Raw genomic sequence first — 20,953 nt, 5'->3', positions numbered from 1 at the left:
CAAATCCAAAATAATTGATATTCAAATACAAAGAATGATTCTATTAAGTTAAATTAAATATTTTACAACTCGGATTTATGAGCCTAAAATTTCTCTTATACCTTTAGTATTAGGTGCAGACAAGAATCCCTCTCTTTCAAGCTGTTCTATGATGTTTGCAGCCTTATTATAACCTATAGATAATCGTCTTTGGAGATAACTTGCTGATGTTTTTCTGTCTTGCAAAATAATTGCTTTAGCTTCCACTATCAAGTCTGCACTTTCATTACTTGAATGATTAGAATCTATGGGGAGAGTATTCTCTCTTTCGTCAAACATAAAGTTTGCATCATATTCCGCACTTCGTTGATTTTTTATAAAATTCACCACTCGCTCAACTTCTTCTTCAGTATTCCAAGGAGCATGCAAACGTATCACGCCCCCTATACCCGGTGGAGTAAAGAGCATATCACCATTACCTAAAAGCGACTCTGCACCACAAACATCAAGAATGACTCTAGCATCAATTTTGTTTCCAACTTTATAGCTGATACGCGAGGGAAGATTTGTCTTGATAAGCCCCGTAAGCACATCGGAACTAGGACGTTGTGTAGCGACAATGATATGTATCCCGGCTGCTCTCCCCATTTGCGCAATACGAGCAAGCGAAACTTCTACTTCTTTGCCTCCTGTCATCATCAAATCTGCTAACTCATCAATAATAATTACTAAATAAGGAAGTTTCTCTCCTCCTTCAGCTAAAACTTTTCTATTGTAAGTATCAATTTCTTTTGTGCGCATTTCACTGATCAAATCATAACGTCTCTCCATTTCAATCACGACACTATTAAGGCTTGTAATTGCCTTTTTGGGTTGAGTAATGATAGGTGCAATCAAATGTGGAATATCTGCATAAATACTAAATTCTACTTTTTTAGGATCAATCATCAATAGCTTCAAATGATCAGGCGAATTTTTATAAAGCAGAGACAGAATCATCGCATTAATACCCACGCTTTTACCACTTCCTGTCGTGCCAGCTATCAGCAAATGTGGCAATCGCTTCAAATCTGTGATAAAAGGATTGCCCACAATATCCTTACCCAAAGCAAGGCTTAAAGGCGAAGTAGAGTTTTTAAAAATATCAGATTCTAAAACTTCACGCAAATAAATCGTTTGTGTTTTGTTATTAGGAATCTCAATGCCCACGACATCTTTACCCGGTATTGGTGCTTGAATACGGATAGAACGCGCCCTTAAAGCCATTGCTAAGTCATCTTCAAGCACTAAAATCTTGCTGACTTTCACGCTAGGAGCTGGGCGAAACTCAAAAGTCGTAACAATTGGTCCTGAATAAGTGCGGGCAATATCCCCATCAATACGAAACATTTTAAGTTTCGCAAGCAAATCCTCAATCTTGCGATCAATTTCACTTTCATCAATCTCATTTTTCTCATCATTAGGCTGATTCAACAAACTCGTGCTAGGGAGCTTAAAATTAAGCGGTTTTTCGCTTCTACCATAGTCAAGATTCTGTAATAATGCCGCATTTTCATCAAGCTCGGTAACCAACGCTCGTTTATTTGGAGGATAATCAAATCGATTTTTTAGTGTTTGAGAAGAATCTTGAGGCTGAATTTCTTGAACAATAGTATCAACCCAATCACCACGCTCATTATTTGATGTCTGTGGTGTCGCTGAAACTTCCTGAATCTCAATATCAAGAAATGGTGTTAAAGCATCTTGAGGTTGTGTTGCAGAATCGCTTATAACCTTAATAGTAGATTCTGAAGCTGCTGTTGAGACTTGAGTCTTGGCTTGAATTGTTTGTGTTTGTAAGCTTTGTAAATCACTTTGAGAATCAGGTTTAGTCATTGATACATCTGATTGAGTCGTTTGAGGATTTTGAGGATATAAGGGCGGTTGTGTTACTTGTAATTGGGATTGATTTTCTTGATTTACAGGAAGAGATTGAGAATCTACGAGTTTTTCTTGTGTTTTTTGCGTATCAAATGTAGCAGATAAATTTTGAGCAGCTTTTAGATTCTCTTCTTCGATATGAGCGTGGGGAATTGGCGTGGATTTCAAAAACACATTAGGGTTTAAGGGGCGTTTAGAGGTAGGCATATCTTTTGCAACCTGCGTCTGTTGAGCTGATTGCTGGGTATCTTCTTGCGCAGTATGTTCATCTAAAACACGAGAATTTGGAGTGATTATCTTAGGCGTATGAGACTTTAACGCAGGACTTGAGAGAGCTGTGTATTGCTGAAGTTTTAGATTCTCAAGCATATCGCGATGTTCGGCAAGCTGATTCTTAAGAAAATCTTCAAGTTTTTGTTCTTTTGAAGCTTTGACAATTTTCAATGGAGAAGACATAGTATGTTCTTGTGATTTGTCTTGATTGGTTGATAAATCTTGCGAAGAGATAGAATCTACTTGAGCTTGTGTTTGGTTTGTCTGTAAGGGTGTTTGAGTATCAGTAGGCAATGGAGTTTGCTCCGATGAATCATGCGATGGGGCAGGCGAAATGTGCGATAAATCTGTATCTTGAGGCATTTGAGAAGAAACCTCATCGAAAACCTCTTCTACAAAGACATCTTTAAAATCGTATTGGGCGTTGATTGTTTTCTCTTGGACTTGAGTTTCTAGATTAATCACTCCACTTATATTGTCGCGTTTTTGGACAAACCAAGTCTCTGTCAATGTGCGCACTTTCTGATAACAAACTTTCGCATAATGCTTACATAAACGATAAAACATAATGCTTATATGCTTTAATCGATCAGCCAAAACGAGAATCTTATTTTGAGCCTTTTTTTTCAACAAATCAATATTTTTTTCTGTTGCAACAAGCCAAGAAATGAATACAAAAAGTATATCTAATATCCAAACACCAAAATAGCCAATATAATCTTTCAAAAAAAGCACAAGACTATTGCCAAAAGAACCCTTAGAAAAAATTAATGCTTGCAAAATCAATAAAGCAACAAAAAATAATAAAGACGCAACAATCAACTCTAAACGTCTGAAATCTATCGAAGGTTTTTTATAGAATCGATATGCAGGATAAAGCAAGAGCAATAAATACACATAAGCAAAATAGCCAAAAATACTAATATTGGCATTGGCAAAAGCAATCCCAAACTCCCCTACTACACCATAATCCCCGATAATTGTCGCCACAGAGAAAAATATTAATAAAATATTGATTGCGATATACGAATAAAGTTTTTTTATGATTAATCCTTGATTTTAGAGATAAAAACATTTTTAAAATAAATTTGTTATTATAACACAAACAAAATCACAAAGCCTTGTTCATATAATCATTTTTTTATATTTTTTTGATTATAATCCAAAACTTTAAAAGTGATGGAGCAGTAAATAAACCTGCTTCACCCGAATAAAACCAATTGAGGAGTTTGGTGTGCATGGCAAAATACTAAGATACTCAACTCAAACAAAAAATGGTGTTGTAGTCAATGCTTCAAAAAAAATCTTTGAGCTACGCAATACAAGTTGGCATGATCAAAGAATGATGCCAAGCACAGGTATGCTCGTAGAATTTCGCCTTGATGACGGGGGCTACACAATCACGGATTGTAGGGCTTCTAGGTATCAGCATTTTCCCGAAGAGGGATTGATACGCGAAATTGATTTTTGGCGCACAAATACTGATGAAGAACTTAAGAGCAAAGAAGCCGATGCAAGAACCGCGATTGCCAAACAAATCTTTAATGAGACAAATTACCTCAAGCTTAATAGTATCCAGCTTAGCACTCCTATACCTGAAACTATCAAAGATTACTTTCGTGATGAGTTTAATACACTCAATGCAATTGCAACAATGGAAGATGACCCTACACAACAACAATATAAAGTCAATTATCTTATTGTCAAACCCTACTTAACAAAAGCTGTTGATTACTTAGTTTTTAATGACAGACATATCACAATGGATAATTTTGCTGATGATTTGCAGACACTCAAACAGCTTGAATACGCTTACCGACAATTCCAAACAAACACCAATCTCACACCTGATAAAATCTTCCAAGAATGTTTCCTAGATGTGCAATATCACTATAAAGGCGTTTTGCGAGCTATTGAAACATTCAATGAAAAAAAGCTTGCAATGCAAAATAAAATACGCGTGGGTGCAATGGAACTGCGCTCAATCCAGTCTAAGATAGATGCTAAAAAGGGTGATATTAAACTTTTGGAAGAAAAAAAGAGCAAGACAAGAGCAGTCATCACAAAGGCAGAATCAGATATTAAAGTCATCGAATCAACCATTGATCGTCTAAAAAATCTCTCCCAACAATTCTTTAAGGATAATCTCAAACAATTTGAAGTTGTCTTTAATAAAATGTATGAGATTCTTATTTCTCAAACCAAATCCGCAATGGATATTTGCGCTACACATATTGACAATAAATTATGGCAGCTCGGTATGTCTTCAATGGCGATTAAAAATGTCTTTTTTAAGCAAAACAATATCGGCAGCCCCTTTTGTGCGATGACATTTTTAGGCAATCATGTCAAAAGACTTGATAAATCCAAATTGCGAGATAATGAATATTCAATCTACCAATATTATAATAAATATGTCTCAAAAAATATTAAGAATTTTCTTATATTTTCAGATAGTGCTGATTTTGGTGTGGATCTCAAAATCAAAATTATGTCTGCAAGCAAGTATCACCATGTAACAGTCTTTCACAAAGAAGTCGAATATTTCAGTGCTGTTAATAATACAAAGTATGAGCTTATTTACATTGATTCTAATTTGCGATTACAAAAGCCTGCTGCTATCCTTAAAATAGGAAAAGAATCAAGACGCAATAAAGACACAAACTTTTCGCTTTTATCGATAGAAGATGTAAAAAAGCTCACATTCTAATCAATGGCACATCTCCTCTCGCTGCAGGATATAAGCAAAATATATGATCACAGAATCATTTTAGATCATATCTCCTTGAGTGTATCCAAAAATGAACGCATTGCCCTTGTGGGCAAAAATGGTTCGGGCAAAACAAGCCTACTAAAAATCATCGCAGGAAATTTAGAATTTGACGAGGGGCAACGAACCGCCATTAATCATCTCAAAATCACTTCCTTAGAGCAAAAACCTTACTTTCCTCCTAACGCCTGCGTCAATGATGTCTTGCAAGAAAGTATGGGCGAACTTAAAATTGCAAATGAGCGACTAAAAACCCTTGCACAGCTTATTGAAAATAACCCTAGCAAGGAGATTCTCGATGAATACGCTCAAATCAGTGCATTTTTAGACGAACATAATGGCTGGGATTTAGAATCAAAAACCCTCGAAATCCTGCAACGCTTTGAATTGCTTCCCTTTAAAGATCGACTGGCAAACTCTTTGAGCGGTGGTGAGCAAAAACGCATTGCTCTTGCAGGACTACTTTTGCAAAGCACAGATATTCTTCTTTTAGACGAGCCAACCAATCACCTTGATGCACAAATGGTGATATTTTTAGAACAATTTCTTCTTGATAGCAAAACTACGCTTATTTTTATTAGCCATGATCGCTACTTTATTGACCATATTGCCACGCGTATTGTCGAAATTGATGAAGGGAAGATTCGTTCCTTTGAAGGAGGTTATTTGGCTTATCTGAATCAAAAAGAATTGATTCTTAAGAATCTTAGCACCCAACACCAAAAACTTCTCAAACTTCTCAAGACAGAAGAAGAATGGTTGAGAAAAGGTGTCAAAGCGCGTCTCAAACGCAATGAAGGGAGAAAAAATCGCCTCATAGCGATGCGTCAAGAAGCCAAAAAGAATCCGTCAGTTTTACGCAAAATGCAGCTTGAGCTTCAAAGAGAACAAAAAGCCTTTAACCGCACAGAGGGGCAAAATAATAAAAAATGCCTTTTTGACATTCAAAATCTTAGCAAATATATTGGTAATAAGTGCCTGATTGAAAATCTCAACCTTAGAATCCTGCAAAATGAAAAAATAGCCATAGTGGGCAAAAATGGTTCGGGCAAAACAAGTTTTTTAAAGATGTTGCTTGGAGAGCAACAACCCGATCAAGGCATTATCAAAGTCGGAGACATTCGTATAGGATATTTTGATCAACACATTGCAATCCTTGATGATGACAAAGATTTGCTTGAGACATTTTGTCCAATGGGCGGAGACCATATCCAAGTCAAAGACAAAAATATACATGTTTATGGGTATTTAAAAAACTTCTTATTCCCTAAAGAATTTTTGAATCAAAAAATCGGTGCGCTTAGCGGAGGCGAAAAAAATCGTGTCGCCTTAGCACTACTTTTCACTAAAGAAGTCGATGTGCTTCTTCTTGATGAGCCGACAAATGACTTAGACATTCAAACGATTAATATTATCGAAGAGTATTTGCTTAGTATGTCTTGTAGTGTGATTTTTGTCAGCCACGATCGTTATTTTGTGGATAAACTTGCTCAAAAACTACTTATTTTTGAAGGAAATGGAAAAGTAAGCACCTCTCATCTTGCTTATAGCCAATATTTAGACATTCAAGAATCATTAAACGAATTACAAAAAATTGCCGAAAAAATCAATAAGAACGATTCTAATGAGAATCCCAAAGATATTTTACGCGAAAACAAAAATGACAAAAAACCAACAAAACTAAGCTATAACGAACAAAGAGCATTGCAATCATTACCCTTACAAATTGCAACCTTAGAATCTCACATCAAAACACTCCAAGATTCTCTAAGCAACCCTCAAATCTACGAAACACAAGGTATCAATACTCTTGCCAAAGAGCTTGAAAAAGCTGAAAATGAACTTGAAGAAAAAATCAATCAATATTTGCTTTTGGATCAAAAAAGTCAAGGTTTGCTTTAAGTGCGCTATTCATAATATCTTAAATATTAATATTATAAAAGTTTTGATAGAATCGTATGTTTTAATTTCAAAAAAGGCGGTTTATAAATGAAAGAAGCAAAATATATCTGGAAAGATGGTAAATTAGTGCCTTGGGCAGAGGCAACAACACATATTTTGAGCCATACTTTGCATTATGGTAATGCAGTATTCGAAGGCACAAGAGCCTATATGACACCTAAAGGTTTAGCAATTTTCAGACTAAAAGACCACACTAAAAGGCTTTTAAATTCTGCTAAAATTGTCTGCATTAACTCACCTTATACACAAGAAGAGCTTGAAAATGCGCATATTGAGCTTCTAAGAGCCAACAAAGATGATTACAAAGGTAATGTGTATATTCGTCCTCTTATTTATCTCGGTTATGGTGTAATGGGTCTGTATCATATGAATGCTCCTGTTAATGTCGCTATCGCTGCATGGGAATGGGGAGCATATCTCGGGGCTGAAGGTATCACCAATGGTATCAAAGTAAAAATCAGCTCTTTTGTAAGAAATCCGACTAAAGCAATAATGGGTAAAGCAAAAACAGCGGCAAATTATCTTAACTCACAAATGGCAAAACACGAGGCAATCGCTTATGGTTGTGATGAAGCATTGCTCTTAGATGATAATGGATTCGTAGCTGAAGGAAGCGGAGAATGCTTTTTTATCGTCAGAGATGGCACATTGATTACGCCTCCTTATGACAACACTTTAGAATCTATCACTCAAGCAACAGTGATTGAAATCGCAAAAGATTTGAATATTCCTTTCAAACAACGACATATTACAAGAGATGAAATCTATATTGCTGATGAGGCATTCTTCACAGGCACAGCCGCAGAAATTACACCTATTAGAGAAGTTGATGCAAGAAGTATTGGCAAAGGCACAGCAGGCGAAATAACCAAAAAACTTCAAGAAGCGTTTTTTGCAATTGTCAATGGTGAGAATCCCAAATACAATCACTATCTGACTTATATTAATTAGGAGAAATATTATGCCCATTGACTTAAACGAGCACCTCAAGAAAAAACGAGCACAGCTTGACCAAAACCAAGATTCTCAAGAAAATAAATCCGATAAAGAGCCTCCCAGAAAGAATCCTAACAATTGGAATAATGGTGGAAACAACAAAGACAAAAACGGATTCAATATAGAATCTTTTCCTATGCCCTCAATGCCTAATGGCAAATCTCTTGCCGTTTTAAGCATTATTATTTTGCTGATATTAATTTTTATTTTAGCGCGTCCTTTTGTCATCGTCAATGCAGGTGAAGTAGGGATTAAAGTTACCACAGGTAAATATGACCCCAAACCTCTTGATCCGGGATTGCATTTCTTTGTGCCTATCATTCAAGATGTGATCATTGTGGATACAAAAGTGCGAACGCTAAACTTTTCTCGTAGTGAGGATATGGGAACGGTTGGCAAAAATCAAAGTATTTTACGCAATGATGCAATCAATGTGATGGACACAAGCGGTATGACGATTTCTATTGAGCTTACCGTGCAATACCAACTCTACAAGGACAAAGTCCCTGCAACTATCGCAGAATACGGCACTTCATGGGAACAGAAGATTATCAATCCTGTGATTCGTGATGTCGTGCGAAGTGCGGTAGGGAATTATCCCACTGAAGAGTTACCCACTAAACGCGATGAAGTCGCGAATCTTATCTACACAGGCTTTAAAAATAAGCTTGATTCAACGCCTAATCAACCTGTGAGATTAGATTCTATTCAATTGCGCGAAATCGTCCTGCCCGAACAAGTAAAAATCAGAATCGAAGGTGTAGAATTAGCCAAAAGAGATGCACAAAAGGCAAAAGAAGAAGCAAATGCTTTGCGTGAGCGTGCTAAGGGTAAGGCTGATGCGATTGAAATCGAAGCAAAAGGGCAAAGTGAGGCAAACCGCCTTGTCAATGAAAGCCTCTCTCAACGCTTACTTGAGCTCCGACAAATCGAGACACAAGGTAAATTTAATGAAGCACTCAAAGAAAATAAAGATGCTCAAATTTTCCTTACTCCCGGTGGTGCTGTGCCTAATATTTGGGTGGATTCTAAATCCAAGCAAAAAAATACTGCTTTAGGACAATAATTAATGCAATCCGTGCTTGATCAAATTGATTGGGAAAAATGCTCACTGATACCGACTATCGCTCAAGATGCAAAGACGCAAGATGTTTTGATGTTGGCTTACTCTTCGCGTCAATCATTGCAAGAGACATTGCAAAGCAATATTGCTCATTATTTTTCTCGATCCAAGAATAGAATCTGGAAAAAGGGTGAGCAAAGCGGACATATCCAAAAAATTATAAGTATTAAGCTTGATTGCGACAATGATAGTCTGCTTTTTTTGGTTGAGCAAGAAGGTGTAGCCTGCCACACAGGTGCATACAGCTGTTTTTATCGCAGTCTTAGCTCTCATCACATTACTCAAGATGAAAAAATCCCTACAAAAGATATGAGCAATACTTATGATGTACTTGATCAGCTTTATCATTCTTTATGCGAAAAACATCATGCTTCGCCCGAAGTGTCTTATACTGCCTCATTGTTTGCAAAAGGCGATAACACCATTGCTAAAAAAATTATCGAAGAAGCGGGAGAATTTTGCTTTGCCCTCAAAGATCACGATGAAAAAGAGATTATTTATGAATGTGCGGATTTGCTGTATCATACTCTTGTCGCTCTAGCTTTTAAACACATCTCCATAGAGCGCGTTTATCAAGAACTCAAATCGCGTATGGGACAAAGTGGTCTTGCTGAAAAAGCCTCAAGAACAAAAAAATAACAGACCAAGGAAATGACTTGAAAGAGCAGCTAAAAGATTTCGTATTTCAAATGATTTCATATTTTTCAATCTATGAACTCGGAATCTTATTGCTTATCTTTTTTTGCTTTATTCTATTTTTTACCTTAGGTCTATTATTACGCGGGAGACGTTTTATCGCTGGTTTTTTCTTTTTTCTTTCAATCTGTGTCATCTTTAGCACGCCTATCACATTGCAATTAGCTATGACAAAATTTTTCTACAAAATCCAAGTCGATATAACAACCGCTCACCCTATGGAATACACAAAAGGTTTTTTTGTCGCTGGTAATATCATACATCAAGGTAAAATTGCCATCAATGAATGCCGCATTACCGCTAATGAAGTGCGGGAAGAAGAGAAAAATACGCTTATAAAATACATCAATGCCGTATTGCCCAAATCGTCTTTTTCAACAAAGCTAGAAATTGAGATTCAACCCCAAGAAGAAAAAACATTTGCTATTGTTGTGCCACATTTTGAGGCTAAAAAGCCTTTCAATTATCGCATTTATGTTGATTGTTATTTTTCAAATAACATTCTCCAAACCTTGCAACACAAATCCAAAGCAAAAAAAGACAAAGATGAAGATGAAGAAAATACATCTCAATCCACAGAATCTCAAGAAACACATCAAGAAGATTCAGAAGAAAATAATACTGATGAGATAAGCCAAACTTCACAAGCAGTAGAGCAAGAAGAATCCTCACAAAACCCTACAAATACGCAAGAATAGCTGCCATTTTTTCACTCTACAACAAACCTCTTTAGACTTTTATTTGAGTAAATTAAATCACTTTAATACCTCTTGAATCGTTTTTTTTTTTTTTGTGTAGAATGCTTCGCATCATAAAATAAAGGATTTGTATGCGCATTGTTACAAAAGAGATTCAAGACAATAAAAAGATAAGGAAAATATGTGGCATTCCTGTGCTTACAACGCATAAAAAATATTTATCTGATGGCAAAATTATAAGAAAGCAATATAAACTTTTTGGTATGCCCATATATCAACGCAGTAAGCACTCTAAATACGCATTAGAAGAAAAAATCGACAGGATAGAATATCTTATTGACACGCTATGGCTTTCAAACTTACAAAACGAAAGATTTGAAGGGCAATTAGGGCAAGATGCTCTTGCGTATTCAATCTTGCGTCAAAAGAAAAATGGTTTTTTTGTTGATATTGGTGCGCATGATGGCATAAGCATTAATAACAGCTATCTTTTTGAGCGTCTTGGTTGGAGTGGATTTTGTGTCGAAGCAAATCCGCAAACCTATACTGCGCTAAAGAAAAACAGAAAATGCGATACTTACAATCTTGCTATTTTTTCTAAAAATATCGGTATGACGACTCTTGTCGCTTCAGATTCTGATTGCTCTGCACTTGATACATTAGAGATAAACTTGACACAATCGCACAAAGAACGCATCGATAAACTTGGAGGAGCAAAAACCATATCTGTGCAGACAGCGACATTTAATGAGATTATGCAACATTATCCAGATGTTTTTCATATTGATTTTATGACCCTAGATGTTGAAGGGGGTGAAATGGAAGTATTACGCGGCATAGATTTTGATAAATATACTTTCAGTGTTATGACCATAGAGCATAACTACACAGATGCTAAATACCAAATAATAGATTTTTTACACACAAAGGGTTATCGCGTGCTGATGCAAAATGCTTGGGATATTATGTTTGTCAAATCCTTGCACATCGAGTATAAATATTAACCTCAAAGCAGATTCAAACAAATGAAGTTTTGGGTATAGATTCAAAAGGAAAGGATAGCAGTTGCCTTCCTCTGAATCTTGCAATAAAACCACCATACTTTAAGGATTTGATGAAGGAGGAGTAAGCTCCAAAAGTGTGATTTCACGATAGCTTCCAATTCTCATCGGCGGACCCCAAAAACCCGTGCCTTGATTCACATAAATTTTAGTTTTAAGAAAATTTGGAATCTCATGCAAACCATAAAGATAAGGTTGCTGCACTAAAACCGCTAAAGAAAAGGGAAATATTTGCCCTCCGTGTGTGTGTCCGCTCAAAATCAAATCGACTTTATCATCGTTGCTAAGATATTCAATCACCTTAGGTTGGTGAGAAAGAAGAATGGTGGGCAAAGCAGGATTAGTTTGTGAAAATGCCTCTTGAAAATCAGGCATCAGATACCCTACTCTAAAGCCCATTAAGTCAGCAATCCCTACGATATTGACATTATCATTGACGATTTGACTTTTGTTGATAAGCACATTGAATCCTAAAGATTCTATCTTAGCGATAATATTTTCAATATCGTGAAAATACTCATGATTGCCTAGCACATAGAAAATACCATCTTTTGCTTGAAGCCCTTTGAGTTTATCAATAGCCTCTTCTGCATCAGCAAGTCTTGCATCGACAATATCACCTGTAAGAAAAACCATATCCACATCAAGGTCATTGACGATTTGGACAATTTCATTGATTTTATTAGATTCAATCAAGCCTCCAATATGAAGATCACTCAATACAACTGCGCGAATCGGTGTTGTCAAACCTTCTAATTCAATCTTCACAGAAGTAACATCGGGTGTTTTGATGCCATTAAATGTGCCATAAACAATCATCACAAGGCTTAATACAAAAATACCTACCTTTGAACGATGTCTCCAGCGACTTCTTTCAGATTTACTCCGAATCATCATAATAAAAAGAGAACAAAACTGATACAATAAAGTAGCGATAAACAGCACAAAAGCCATACCCAAAGAAAGTGAAAGCAAGAAATAGATCGCTTGAGGAATGATAGGATTCTGTCGAAAAAACAAATACGCGATACACCCAAACATATTAACCACGACAAAAACTTTCCATAGCAAACGGATTGTAGGCTTGGTAGAAACAGATTTTACCAAACCTTTATAGATATAAAAATGCAGCAAAATAAAAATCAAAGCCCCAACGAGCGGAAAAAAAGCATTTTGCATTTGAGCAATTTGTGGAACATCTTGCATTTATACTCCTTTAAAAAAATTATTTAGGATTATAACATATTGAATAAAAGATATGATTGAGAAAATGAAACAATTTGGACTATGAATAAAAGCAAATACTAATGTGGGTTTAGGATTGGTCGTGAGTTTGTATAGATTCTGTCTATCCCGTAAGATGACAGAATCTTGAAATTATTTTGTTTTATCTTTTACGCTTGCAACAATCTGATTAAATGCTGCAATATCATTCATCGCCATATCAGCAAGAACCTTTCTATCAAGCTCAATATTTGCAAGCTTAAGCGCGTGGATAAATCGTGAATAGGTTGTGCCATTCATTTTGCACGCGGCATTAATACGCGTAATCCAAAGCTTTCTAAAATCACGTTTTTTCTGCTTACGATCACGAAACGCATAACACATACTGCGTTCTAATTGCTCTTTTGCCTTGCGGAAATGTTTTCTGCGTCCGCTATAAAAACCTCGAGCAAGTTTTAAAATCTTTTTGTGTCTTCTTCTTCGGACAACGCCTGTTTTTACTCTCATTTTTTCTCCTTTACCTTTTGAAGGTGTAAGCTTTTGCTTCTCTTACCCTTATCACTTTTAATAAGGGGAGTCAGATTCTCTTAAAGCATACAAAGTAAGCTTTTTACAGAATCAACATTTGTGCGGTGAACATATTTGGGTGCATTCAGATTAGCTTTGCGTTGGGGGGACTTTTTAGTCAAAATATGATTTTTAAAAGCACTCCCGCGTTTAATTGCATTTTTCTTCAATTTAAAACGCTTAGCTGCACCACGATTAGTTTTCATCTTTGGCATTATCACTCCTTTCATAAGATTAAGCTAAACCATAAAAGGCTTTGCGATTATTTTTTCTTAGGGACATAAAGGACATTAAGATGTTTGCCCTCTAATTTAGGCTCTTTTTCTGCTACTGCAATGTCCTCAAGCATCTCTGCTACTTTTCTAAGAGTCTCCATTCCTGCCTGCGGAATATTCAACTCACGCTGTTTGAGAAACACTTTAAACTTGACATGCTTGCCAGATTCTAAAAACTCAATAGCGTGTTTCACTTTATAATTAATATCATTTTGAGCAATCTGTGTAGAGAGCTTGATTTCTTTTACTTCAATTTGTTTTTGTTTTTTACGAGCTTCTTTTTGCCTTTTTTCAGTTTGATAACGGAACTTTCCATAATCCATTATTTTACACACGGGTGGTTTGGCAGTCGCTGAAATCAACACCAAATCCAATCCTTGTTTGACCGCTAAACTCAAAGCTTCTTTGGAAGAGATAATACCATATACCTCGCCATCATCTCCCACACAACGCACTTCTTTTAAATCTATCTCCTCATTGAGTAACACTTCTTCTTTGCTCAAAAATGAACCTCTCCTATTTTTTGTTTTAACATCTGAATCAACTCATCTTCAGGGAGTTCGTATTGTTTTTTCTCCCGCCTATCTCGAATAGCAAGCACTTTGCTTTCAACTTCTTTATTACCAAGCACGACAATCAAAGGCACTCGTTGCTTTTCAGCATCACGAATTCTCTTGCCTAATGTTTCATTTTTATCAAGAATCTCTACATACGCATCACTTTGAGCAAGAATCTTTTCACGCAAGGCTCTTGCATAAGATAACTGTGCTTCGCCTATAGGGATAAGGATAGCCTGCGTAGGAGCGATAAATAATGGAAATTCTCCGCCAAAATGTTCTGTGAGTATAGCAATAAATCTCTCAAATGAACCTAAAATCGCACGATGAATCATTACAGGTTGCACCTGTGCATTGTGTTCATCTGTATAAGCAAGCTCAAAACGTTCGGGGAGATTCATATCAATCTGCACCGTGCCACACTGCCATTTACGCCCAATAGCATCGGTAATCTTAATGTCGATTTTAGGTCCATAAAATGCACCCCCGCCCTCATCAATCTGATAAGAAATGTGATTCTCATCTAATGCTTCTTTGAGAGCCGAGGTCGCACTTTCCCATTTTTCATCACTGCCTATGGATTTTTCAGGACGCGTAGAAAGCTCCATTTCGTAAGAGAATCCAAAGGCATTCATAATGCTTTTAGTAAATTCAATGATATGATTAATCTCTTGCTTAATTTGTGCAAAAGTGCAAAAAATATGCGCATCATCTTGTGTAAATTCACGCACGCGTAAAAGTCCATGCAACACGCCACTTTTTTCGTGCCGATGCACCACGCCATATTCATAGAATCTCAAAGGCAAATCCCTATAGCTTCGCATCGCGCTTTGATAAACCTTAATATGTCCCACACAATTCATAGGTTTAATACCATATTCTTGCTCATCAATAATTGTAAAATACATATTTTCTTTATAATTTGCGTAATGCCCACTTTTTTTCCACACATCACTTTTAAGAATCTCTGGAGCTCGGACAGGTTCATAATGGCGAACAATCAAAGCTTTTGTGAGAAGATTCTCAAGATTGCGTCTGAGTCTTGCACCTTTAGGTAGCCATAGGGGTAAGCCTGCTCCAATTTCTTCATCGAAACCAAAAAGCCCCATTTCTTGCCCTACCTTACGATGATCACGCTTTTTAGCCTCTTCGAGCTGGAAAAGATATGCTTTGAGACTTTCTTTATTTGCAAAGGCAATACCATAGATTCTTGTGAGCATTTGAGCTTTTTCATCACCCCCTAAATATGCTCCTGCAATCTTTGTGAGCTTAAAATGCTGCAAAAATTTTGTATTGGGTAAATGCGGTCCTCGACACAAATCCTCAAAATCTCCTTGCGCATAGACACTCAACTTATCATCATTGATTCTACTCATAACTGCTTGTTTTAATTCATCGTCTTTAAATATCTCTTGAGCTTCTTGTCGCAAAAGCGTTCTTTTGGTGATAGGATAAGCTTTTTGTGCAATTTCCCGCATCTTTTCTTCAATACGAGGCAAATCCTCCTCGCCTATTTTGCTATGGACCTTAAAATCATAATAGAATCCTTCATCAACCACAGGACCTACAAAAAATTGCGCTTCAGGATAGATTTCTTTAATCGCTTGAGCCATCAAATGCGCACAAGAATGTCTGATAATTGAAAGTGCGTGGGCAGAATTATCAAAATAGATAGCTTCACCCTTTATACCTAGCTCATCTGATGTGCAAAGATCATAAATGTGATCTTGTGCATAAACACCAATTAATTCACTCATTTTATACCTTCATCACTTCTTCTTCTTTGTGTTTGACCATCTCATCGGACTTTTTAACATATTCATCAGTGTATTTTTGAATCTCATCATGAGCCTTTTTGCTTTCGTCTTCTGTGATTGATTTATCTTTTTCTAATTTTTTGATTGCATTGTTTGCCTCTTGTCGGATATTACGAATCGCTACTTTAGCCTTTTCACCCATTGACTTAGCATTCTTAGCAATTTCCTTGCGTTGCTCTTGAGTCATTGGAGGAAAAAATAATTTTATACATTCACTATCGCTGTTAGGATTGACACCGATATTTGCCTCTTGAATGCTTTTTTCAATCTCTTTGATCAAAGGTTTTTCCCAAGGCGTGATAACAATCGTTGTCGCATCTTGAGCGATTACTGAACCCACTTGATTAAGAGGTGTGGGCGTGCCATAGTAATCCACGCGTATATTATCCAAAATCGTTACGCTGACTTTACCACTGCGAAGTGTGCCAAAATCTCGTCTCAAAGATTCTATTGTTTTGTCCATATGAGTTTTAGCGTTTTGATAAATTTCTGCAAGCATCTTATTTTCCTTCTGCATCAAAAATAGGGGCTGATGGGGCGGCATTCTCATCAACAATAAATGCACTTGCATCGGATTCTGTATTACCTGCACTTAAAGGAGAATCTGGAGCGTTTGGAATATCCGATTGAGGCAACTGAACAGAATCGATAACGCTTTTACTGCTTGCTTGATTATAAAAATAACCTAAAGCAATAGTATTACACACAACAATCAAACCCAATGCCATAGTAAATTTTGCCATAAAACCTGCGGGTCCCTTTGCGCCAAATACAGATTCATTACTTCCACTATAAGCACCAAGCCCTATGCTTGAACTTTTTTGCAAAAGCACAACAATTGTTATCATCACGGCTAAAATAATTTGCACAACAAAAAGAATAGTGGTTATTCCCATTAGATTACGCTCCCGACCTAAACATTAAATTATCCAAAAAATGAGAAGTTAAATATTTTTAAAAGATTTAAGATTCTCAAAGAGAAACTCGCCATTATATCAAAAAAACTTTAATTTCCTCTTTGAAACTTAGATTTTCTTTGTTCTCTGTCTTAATTATCCTAAAGCCCATTTCAAATTTATTTAAAATTAAGATATAATTCATACTTTATAATGAAAATATCTCAATAAAAAATCTTTAGAATCTGTAAAAAAAGGGGTGGGGTATGAAGAAGATTCTGATATTCCTAAGCCTTTGCATGATCACACTCTATGGCAATGATACTCTAAAGCATGGGTGGTTTGGGCGCGCAGGCATCGGCATTGCGGATTTGGTGCATCAAGCTGGACAATCTCGCTCACAAAGCGTATTTGCTTCATTGTATATAGACGGCGGATACACTTTTACCAATCAAATGGAGCTTGGTTATGATGTTCAGATAGGTTCAAGCCCCAACAAACTATCAAATGGACTCCCTTTGGTTGGTATCCAATCATTTACTGATCTCCCTACTCCCAAAGGTGGGGGAAATATCGTAAGTGATATGACTATAACAATTGGGTATAATCTCATCTCAAGCCCAAAAGATCATCCCCTGTATCTAGGGACGGGTCTAGTCATTAATAACTTTGCTATAGGTGCTGTTGATATTCCCATTACGGCAATAGTTGTCAACACCTATCTTCCTTTGGAAATTAAAGGCAATCTTATCAAAGGTAAATGGGGTTTAGAATACCTTGCAAGCTATGATTTGCAACTGCAAAGTGCTATTGGGATTCTAGGTGAAATACAAGAGACAAAACAACTCCCTATCAATGGAGGGTATGCACTTAGAGCAAATATAGGCTTTACCTATCAACTCTCACAAAAATATTTTTTCTTTGCAACGATAATATTTCGGTATGCAAACCTTAATGCCTCCCAAAAAACTACGATCACCACCATAGCTGACACTAGTATGCCCGGTGCAAAACCTGACGTATCAAACGAAGTGTATTACCCTAAAAGTCATACAGCTTATATAGGTATGCGATTTGGGTTTGGATTCTAAGGAGGAAATATGCGCAAAATTTTTATGATAAGCTTATTGCCATTATGGCTTTGGGGAAATGATGTGTTTAAAGAGAATTTTTACAAATCCTTAGGTGTCTCCATCGGTTGGTATAACTACTCCGAACAAGATGAAAATGGGGGTTTTATAATGAGTATCAATACTGCTCGTTTAAGTTTTGTAGGAAATCTTGGCTATGCGACAAGAGGTGTCAAACTAGAAGGGATTTTGGAAGCAAGTTATGGTCTAGGTATTTATACAGGAAGCATTCTTGATACGGATAATTCCGATCGTAATGGAGAGGCTGTCCAAAATCTAGATGGTGTTTTCACAGGGAATATTGATTTAAAAGCAGGATATGATCTTCTCAAGCCTTTTCATCAAGATAATGCAAAACTCTATTTTCAAAGTGGTATAGGTTATTTTCTCAATCGCAATGAATTTATGTCAGCCAATCGATTGCAAGGTTATTTGTATGTCCCCCTAGAGCTTGAAGGTGAAGTCAGACTTCCTGCTCAAAAATCTATGGCATTAAATTTCTTGCTTGGCTATCGTTATTTTATATTAGGGAATCACTTTACAGCCGCGTCTAATTACGGATTTACTGATGATTATCATACAATTCAAAAAAATGGCTTTGGGATTAATGCTTTGCTAGGAGCAACTTATCTAAAAGATTCTAATCGAAGAGGTGTGTATCTTGTCTATGAGTATTGGAATATTGGTGCGGCAAATCCTATGAGAACACAAAGCATAGTAACAGGTGATAGTGTGGCGATTTATGAACCCAAAAATAGCAGCCACATAGTGCGTCTGCAATTTAGTTTTGGGTTTTAATCCTTTAAGGCAATAATCATTGCCTTAAGACTTTCTTAGCTCTCTCTCAACATTCTTTTAGCAAGTTTTTTTGCCTTGATAGCCTCTTCATTTTCTACAGAATCACTATAAATACCATTGACATAGTCTTCATAGGCAATTTGTGAGCTAAAAGCCTTTTCTTTAGATGCGACCTTTTGATATTCACCATTACTATGAAGCTCATACATTTGCACATTGTCTTTTAATTGCATTTGTAAAATATCCATTAGTCGTTGGCTCATTTGGGCATTCAAACTCGGTGTGAGAATCTCCACACGCCGCTCCAAATTTCTAGGCATAATGTCTGCTGAAGCGAAATAGATACCGATTTTATCGTGCTTAAAATGATAGATTCTAGCATGTTCAAGATATTTGCCAACGATTGAAAACACTCGGATATTTTCACTCACGCCTTTGACACCCGGTCTCAAACAGCACACACCTCGCACAATCAAATCAATCTTCACGCCTGCAGTCGATGCTTTATATAAAGCCTTAATCACATCAATATCAACAAACGCATTGGCTTTCATGATGATTCGCCCTTCAGCTCCCATTTTTGTCTCATTATCAATCAATTCAAGGATTTTAAGCTTAATTTGTGTAGGTGCAATATAAAGGCTATCAAGCTTAGTGCGATACGATGAACCCGTAGAAAGACTATGAAACAACTTAATCGCATCTTTGGCAAAATCATGATTAGAAGTCAGCAAAGAAACATCTGTATAAATTTTAGCTGTGCTAGGATTGTAATTCCCTGTGCTAAGATGGACATATTCTTTCAGTGTGTTTCCTATCTTTTTAATCACAAGCGCGATTTTAGCATGCACCTTTAGCCCCGGCACACCGTAAATAACATGTGCTCCCGCAGATTCTAAAGAATGCGCCCAATGTAAATTATTTTCCTCATCAAAACGCGCTTTTAATTCTACCAATGCTGTAACTTGTTTGTTATTTTCGGCTGCTTGAATTAAAGCCTTAACAATAGGTGAATTTTTTCCCACACGATAAAGCGTCATTCGTATCGAAAGCACATCGGGATCTTTAGCCGCATTTTGAATAAAATTCACCACTGGATCGAAACTTTCATAAGGATGGAACAACATTACATCATGGTTTTCAATCGTTGAAAATAAATCCACAGCATCATGGAGAGGGGGAAGTGTCTTAGGATTAAAAGGCGGTGTAGTCAAATGAGCATGAGCCTTACTGCCTACCAATTCCCACAAACCACTTAAATTTAATGGCATCGTATAAATATAAATATCTTTAGAATCAACATTTAAATAGGTATTAATAGCATTCAAAAAACTATTATCCTTGCTTTGCCCTATCTCGAGTCGGACAATCTCTCCCTTTCTACGAGTTTTTAATCCTTCACTCATAATTTCGATAAAATCATCAGCTTCCTCTTCCTCGATTTCTATGTCCGCATTTCTAGTGATTCTGAAAGGGACATAACTGATAATCTCAAACCCACTAAAAAGCTCATTAGCAAATTCGCCCACAACACATTCTACCGGGACAAACACACCACTTTCTACCTCTACAAATCGTGGCAACATTCGCGAGATTCTCACCATTGCAAATTTAACGCCTCCGTCTTGTGTGTTTTTAAGTTTAAGCGCAATCGCAAAGCTTAGATTATTTAAATGCGGAAATGGGTGTGTAGAATCTACTACAACAGGCACGATAACAGGATAAAGGTAATTTAAAAAATATTCTCTTAGATGCTTTTTTTGTTGGGCATTCAAATCACTTACTTGCTTGATAAACATACCCTCCTTAGCAAGTCCGGTTTTAATTTCATTAAAAATCGCCTCAAGGGTTTGTTTTTCTTTGTCTAAATGTTCGCGAATATATTTAAGCTGTTGCAAAGGAGTAAGTTTATCAGCACCCACTTCTGTAATACCGCTTGCATAAAGTCGTTTTAACCCTGCTACACGAATCATATAAAATTCATCAAGATTTGTTCCATAAATGGCGATGAATTTCAAACGCTCCAAAAGTGGAATATTAGTGTTTTTTGCCTCATTAAGCACGCGTGTGTTAAACTTTAACCATGAAATTTCACGATTAAAATACATTCTTGAATCATTGATTGTCATTCTGTCCCCTTTACCTTATAGTTTAAGTGTCAGCACTTTGTGTATCATTTTAGATTCTATCCAAATTACCCTTCTGAATGCA

The 20,953-nt window shown here is 36.5% G+C and carries 18 protein-coding genes; 9 read left to right on the top strand and 9 right to left on the bottom strand.

All coding sequences use genetic code 11. The features are described from left to right. Nucleotides 1–75: 75 nt before the first annotated feature. Entirely contained in the window at nucleotides 76–3,162 is a 3,087-nt protein-coding gene (locus LS68_RS01550) for a DNA translocase FtsK (RefSeq protein ID WP_241993643.1), read from the bottom strand. 244 nt (nucleotides 3,163–3,406) lie between these two features. Here LS68_RS01550 and LS68_RS01545 point away from each other — a divergent pair, with 244 nt between their 5' ends. The 7 genes from LS68_RS01545 (at nucleotide 3,407) to LS68_RS01515 (ending at nucleotide 11,421) form a co-directional block, all read left to right on the top strand. After that, on the top strand, nucleotides 3,407–4,882 hold the full coding sequence (locus LS68_RS01545; RefSeq protein ID WP_034369377.1) for a hypothetical protein: 1,476 nt from the start codon (nucleotides 3,407–3,409) through the stop codon (nucleotides 4,880–4,882). Between the two features lie 3 nt (nucleotides 4,883–4,885). After that, on the top strand, nucleotides 4,886–6,844 hold the full coding sequence (gene abc-f / locus LS68_RS01540; RefSeq protein WP_138090775.1) for a ribosomal protection-like ABC-F family protein: 1,959 nt from the start codon (nucleotides 4,886–4,888) through the stop codon (nucleotides 6,842–6,844). An 87-nt stretch (nucleotides 6,845–6,931) separates the two neighbouring features. After that, nucleotides 6,932–7,855, top strand: coding sequence for a branched-chain amino acid transaminase (locus LS68_RS01535; RefSeq protein ID WP_034369558.1), 924 nt, complete (start codon nucleotides 6,932–6,934; stop codon nucleotides 7,853–7,855). A gap of 10 nt (nucleotides 7,856–7,865) precedes the next feature. Further along, on the top strand, nucleotides 7,866–8,966 hold the full coding sequence (locus tag LS68_RS01530; protein WP_034369560.1) for a prohibitin family protein: 1,101 nt from the start codon (nucleotides 7,866–7,868) through the stop codon (nucleotides 8,964–8,966). A 3-nt stretch (nucleotides 8,967–8,969) separates the two neighbouring features. After that, on the top strand, nucleotides 8,970–9,662 hold the full coding sequence (hisIE, locus tag LS68_RS01525) for a bifunctional phosphoribosyl-AMP cyclohydrolase/phosphoribosyl-ATP diphosphatase HisIE (protein WP_034369563.1): 693 nt from the start codon (nucleotides 8,970–8,972) through the stop codon (nucleotides 9,660–9,662). Nucleotides 9,663–9,679: 17 nt separating this feature from the next. Further along, entirely contained in the window at nucleotides 9,680–10,417 is a 738-nt protein-coding gene (locus LS68_RS01520) for a DUF2393 domain-containing protein (RefSeq protein WP_052100141.1), read from the top strand. Nucleotides 10,418–10,548: 131 nt separating this feature from the next. Beyond that, a complete protein-coding gene (locus LS68_RS01515) occupies nucleotides 10,549–11,421 on the top strand; it encodes an FkbM family methyltransferase (protein WP_034369635.1) in 873 nt (290 codons plus the stop codon). Between the two features lie 99 nt (nucleotides 11,422–11,520). Here LS68_RS01515 and LS68_RS01510 read toward each other — a convergent pair whose 3' ends face one another. The 7 genes from LS68_RS01510 to secG all read right to left on the bottom strand — a co-directional run bounded on the left by LS68_RS01510 (nucleotide 11,521) and on the right by secG (nucleotide 16,808). Further along, nucleotides 11,521–12,684 carry a metallophosphoesterase gene (locus tag LS68_RS01510; protein ID WP_034369637.1) on the bottom strand — a complete coding sequence of 388 codons (1,164 nt, stop codon included), beginning with the start codon at nucleotides 12,682–12,684 and terminating at the stop codon, nucleotides 11,521–11,523. A 171-nt stretch (nucleotides 12,685–12,855) separates the two neighbouring features. Next, nucleotides 12,856–13,209, bottom strand: coding sequence for a 50S ribosomal protein L20 (rplT, locus tag LS68_RS01505; RefSeq protein ID WP_034369639.1), 354 nt, complete (start codon nucleotides 13,207–13,209; stop codon nucleotides 12,856–12,858). 80 nt (nucleotides 13,210–13,289) lie between these two features. Then, complete coding sequence (gene rpmI / locus LS68_RS01500; protein ID WP_034369640.1) at nucleotides 13,290–13,484, bottom strand: 50S ribosomal protein L35; 195 nt, start codon at nucleotides 13,482–13,484, stop codon at nucleotides 13,290–13,292. A 47-nt stretch (nucleotides 13,485–13,531) separates the two neighbouring features. Beyond that, a complete protein-coding gene (gene infC, locus LS68_RS01495; RefSeq protein ID WP_034369643.1) occupies nucleotides 13,532–14,047 on the bottom strand; it encodes a translation initiation factor IF-3 in 516 nt (171 codons plus the stop codon). Beyond that, the gene (thrS, locus tag LS68_RS01490) at nucleotides 14,044–15,858 is read right to left on the bottom strand and encodes a threonine--tRNA ligase (RefSeq protein WP_034369644.1); all 1,815 of its coding nucleotides are present in this window, start codon (nucleotides 15,856–15,858) and stop codon (nucleotides 14,044–14,046) included. The genes infC and thrS overlap by 4 nt, the downstream gene beginning before the upstream one ends. 1 nt (nucleotide 15,859) lies before the next feature. Further along, nucleotides 15,860–16,417 carry a ribosome recycling factor gene (gene frr / locus LS68_RS01485; protein ID WP_034369646.1) on the bottom strand — a complete coding sequence of 186 codons (558 nt, stop codon included), beginning with the start codon at nucleotides 16,415–16,417 and terminating at the stop codon, nucleotides 15,860–15,862. A gap of 1 nt (nucleotide 16,418) precedes the next feature. Then, nucleotides 16,419–16,808, bottom strand: a complete 390-nt coding sequence (gene secG, locus LS68_RS01480) for a preprotein translocase subunit SecG (RefSeq protein ID WP_034370939.1) — start codon at nucleotides 16,806–16,808, stop codon at nucleotides 16,419–16,421. Between the two features lie 272 nt (nucleotides 16,809–17,080). Between secG and LS68_RS01475 the strand changes: the two genes are divergently transcribed. Both LS68_RS01475 and LS68_RS01470 read left to right on the top strand, forming a co-directional pair. Continuing rightward, a complete protein-coding gene (locus LS68_RS01475) occupies nucleotides 17,081–17,905 on the top strand; it encodes a hypothetical protein (RefSeq protein ID WP_034369649.1) in 825 nt (274 codons plus the stop codon). A 9-nt stretch (nucleotides 17,906–17,914) separates the two neighbouring features. After that, nucleotides 17,915–18,742, top strand: a complete 828-nt coding sequence (locus LS68_RS01470; RefSeq protein ID WP_052100153.1) for a hypothetical protein — start codon at nucleotides 17,915–17,917, stop codon at nucleotides 18,740–18,742. Nucleotides 18,743–18,777: 35 nt separating this feature from the next. Here the strand turns inward: LS68_RS01470 and LS68_RS01465 are convergent, their stop codons facing one another. After that, a complete protein-coding gene (locus LS68_RS01465) occupies nucleotides 18,778–20,871 on the bottom strand; it encodes an RNA degradosome polyphosphate kinase (protein WP_034369650.1) in 2,094 nt (697 codons plus the stop codon). Between the last annotated feature and the right edge of the window lie 82 nt (nucleotides 20,872–20,953).

This window comes from Helicobacter sp. MIT 05-5293, assembly GCF_000765665.2.
In the GTDB taxonomy this organism is placed as follows: domain Bacteria; phylum Campylobacterota; class Campylobacteria; order Campylobacterales; family Helicobacteraceae; genus Helicobacter_C.
Note: the sequence above shows the minus strand (reverse complement) of the source record. Positions and strands in the feature narration are given on the sequence as shown.

Coding starts and splice junctions, on each gene's coding strand:
- abc-f (WP_138090775.1), top strand. CDS start 4,886: ATGGCACATCTCCTCTCGCTGCAGGATATAAGCAAAATATATGATCAC.
- LS68_RS01535 (WP_034369558.1), top strand. CDS start 6,932: ATGAAAGAAGCAAAATATATCTGGAAAGATGGTAAATTAGTGCCTTGG.
- LS68_RS01530 (WP_034369560.1), top strand. CDS start 7,866: ATGCCCATTGACTTAAACGAGCACCTCAAGAAAAAACGAGCACAGCTT.
- hisIE (WP_034369563.1), top strand. CDS start 8,970: ATGCAATCCGTGCTTGATCAAATTGATTGGGAAAAATGCTCACTGATA.
- LS68_RS01515 (WP_034369635.1), top strand. CDS start 10,549: ATGCGCATTGTTACAAAAGAGATTCAAGACAATAAAAAGATAAGGAAA.
- LS68_RS01510 (WP_034369637.1), bottom strand. CDS start 12,684: ATGCAAGATGTTCCACAAATTGCTCAAATGCAAAATGCTTTTTTTCCG.
- rplT (WP_034369639.1), bottom strand. CDS start 13,209: ATGAGAGTAAAAACAGGCGTTGTCCGAAGAAGAAGACACAAAAAGATT.
- rpmI (WP_034369640.1), bottom strand. CDS start 13,484: ATGCCAAAGATGAAAACTAATCGTGGTGCAGCTAAGCGTTTTAAATTG.
- thrS (WP_034369644.1), bottom strand. CDS start 15,858: ATGAGTGAATTAATTGGTGTTTATGCACAAGATCACATTTATGATCTT.
- frr (WP_034369646.1), bottom strand. CDS start 16,417: ATGCTTGCAGAAATTTATCAAAACGCTAAAACTCATATGGACAAAACA.
- LS68_RS01475 (WP_034369649.1), top strand. CDS start 17,081: ATGAAGAAGATTCTGATATTCCTAAGCCTTTGCATGATCACACTCTAT.
- LS68_RS01470 (WP_052100153.1), top strand. CDS start 17,915: ATGCGCAAAATTTTTATGATAAGCTTATTGCCATTATGGCTTTGGGGA.
- LS68_RS01465 (WP_034369650.1), bottom strand. CDS start 20,871: ATGACAATCAATGATTCAAGAATGTATTTTAATCGTGAAATTTCATGG.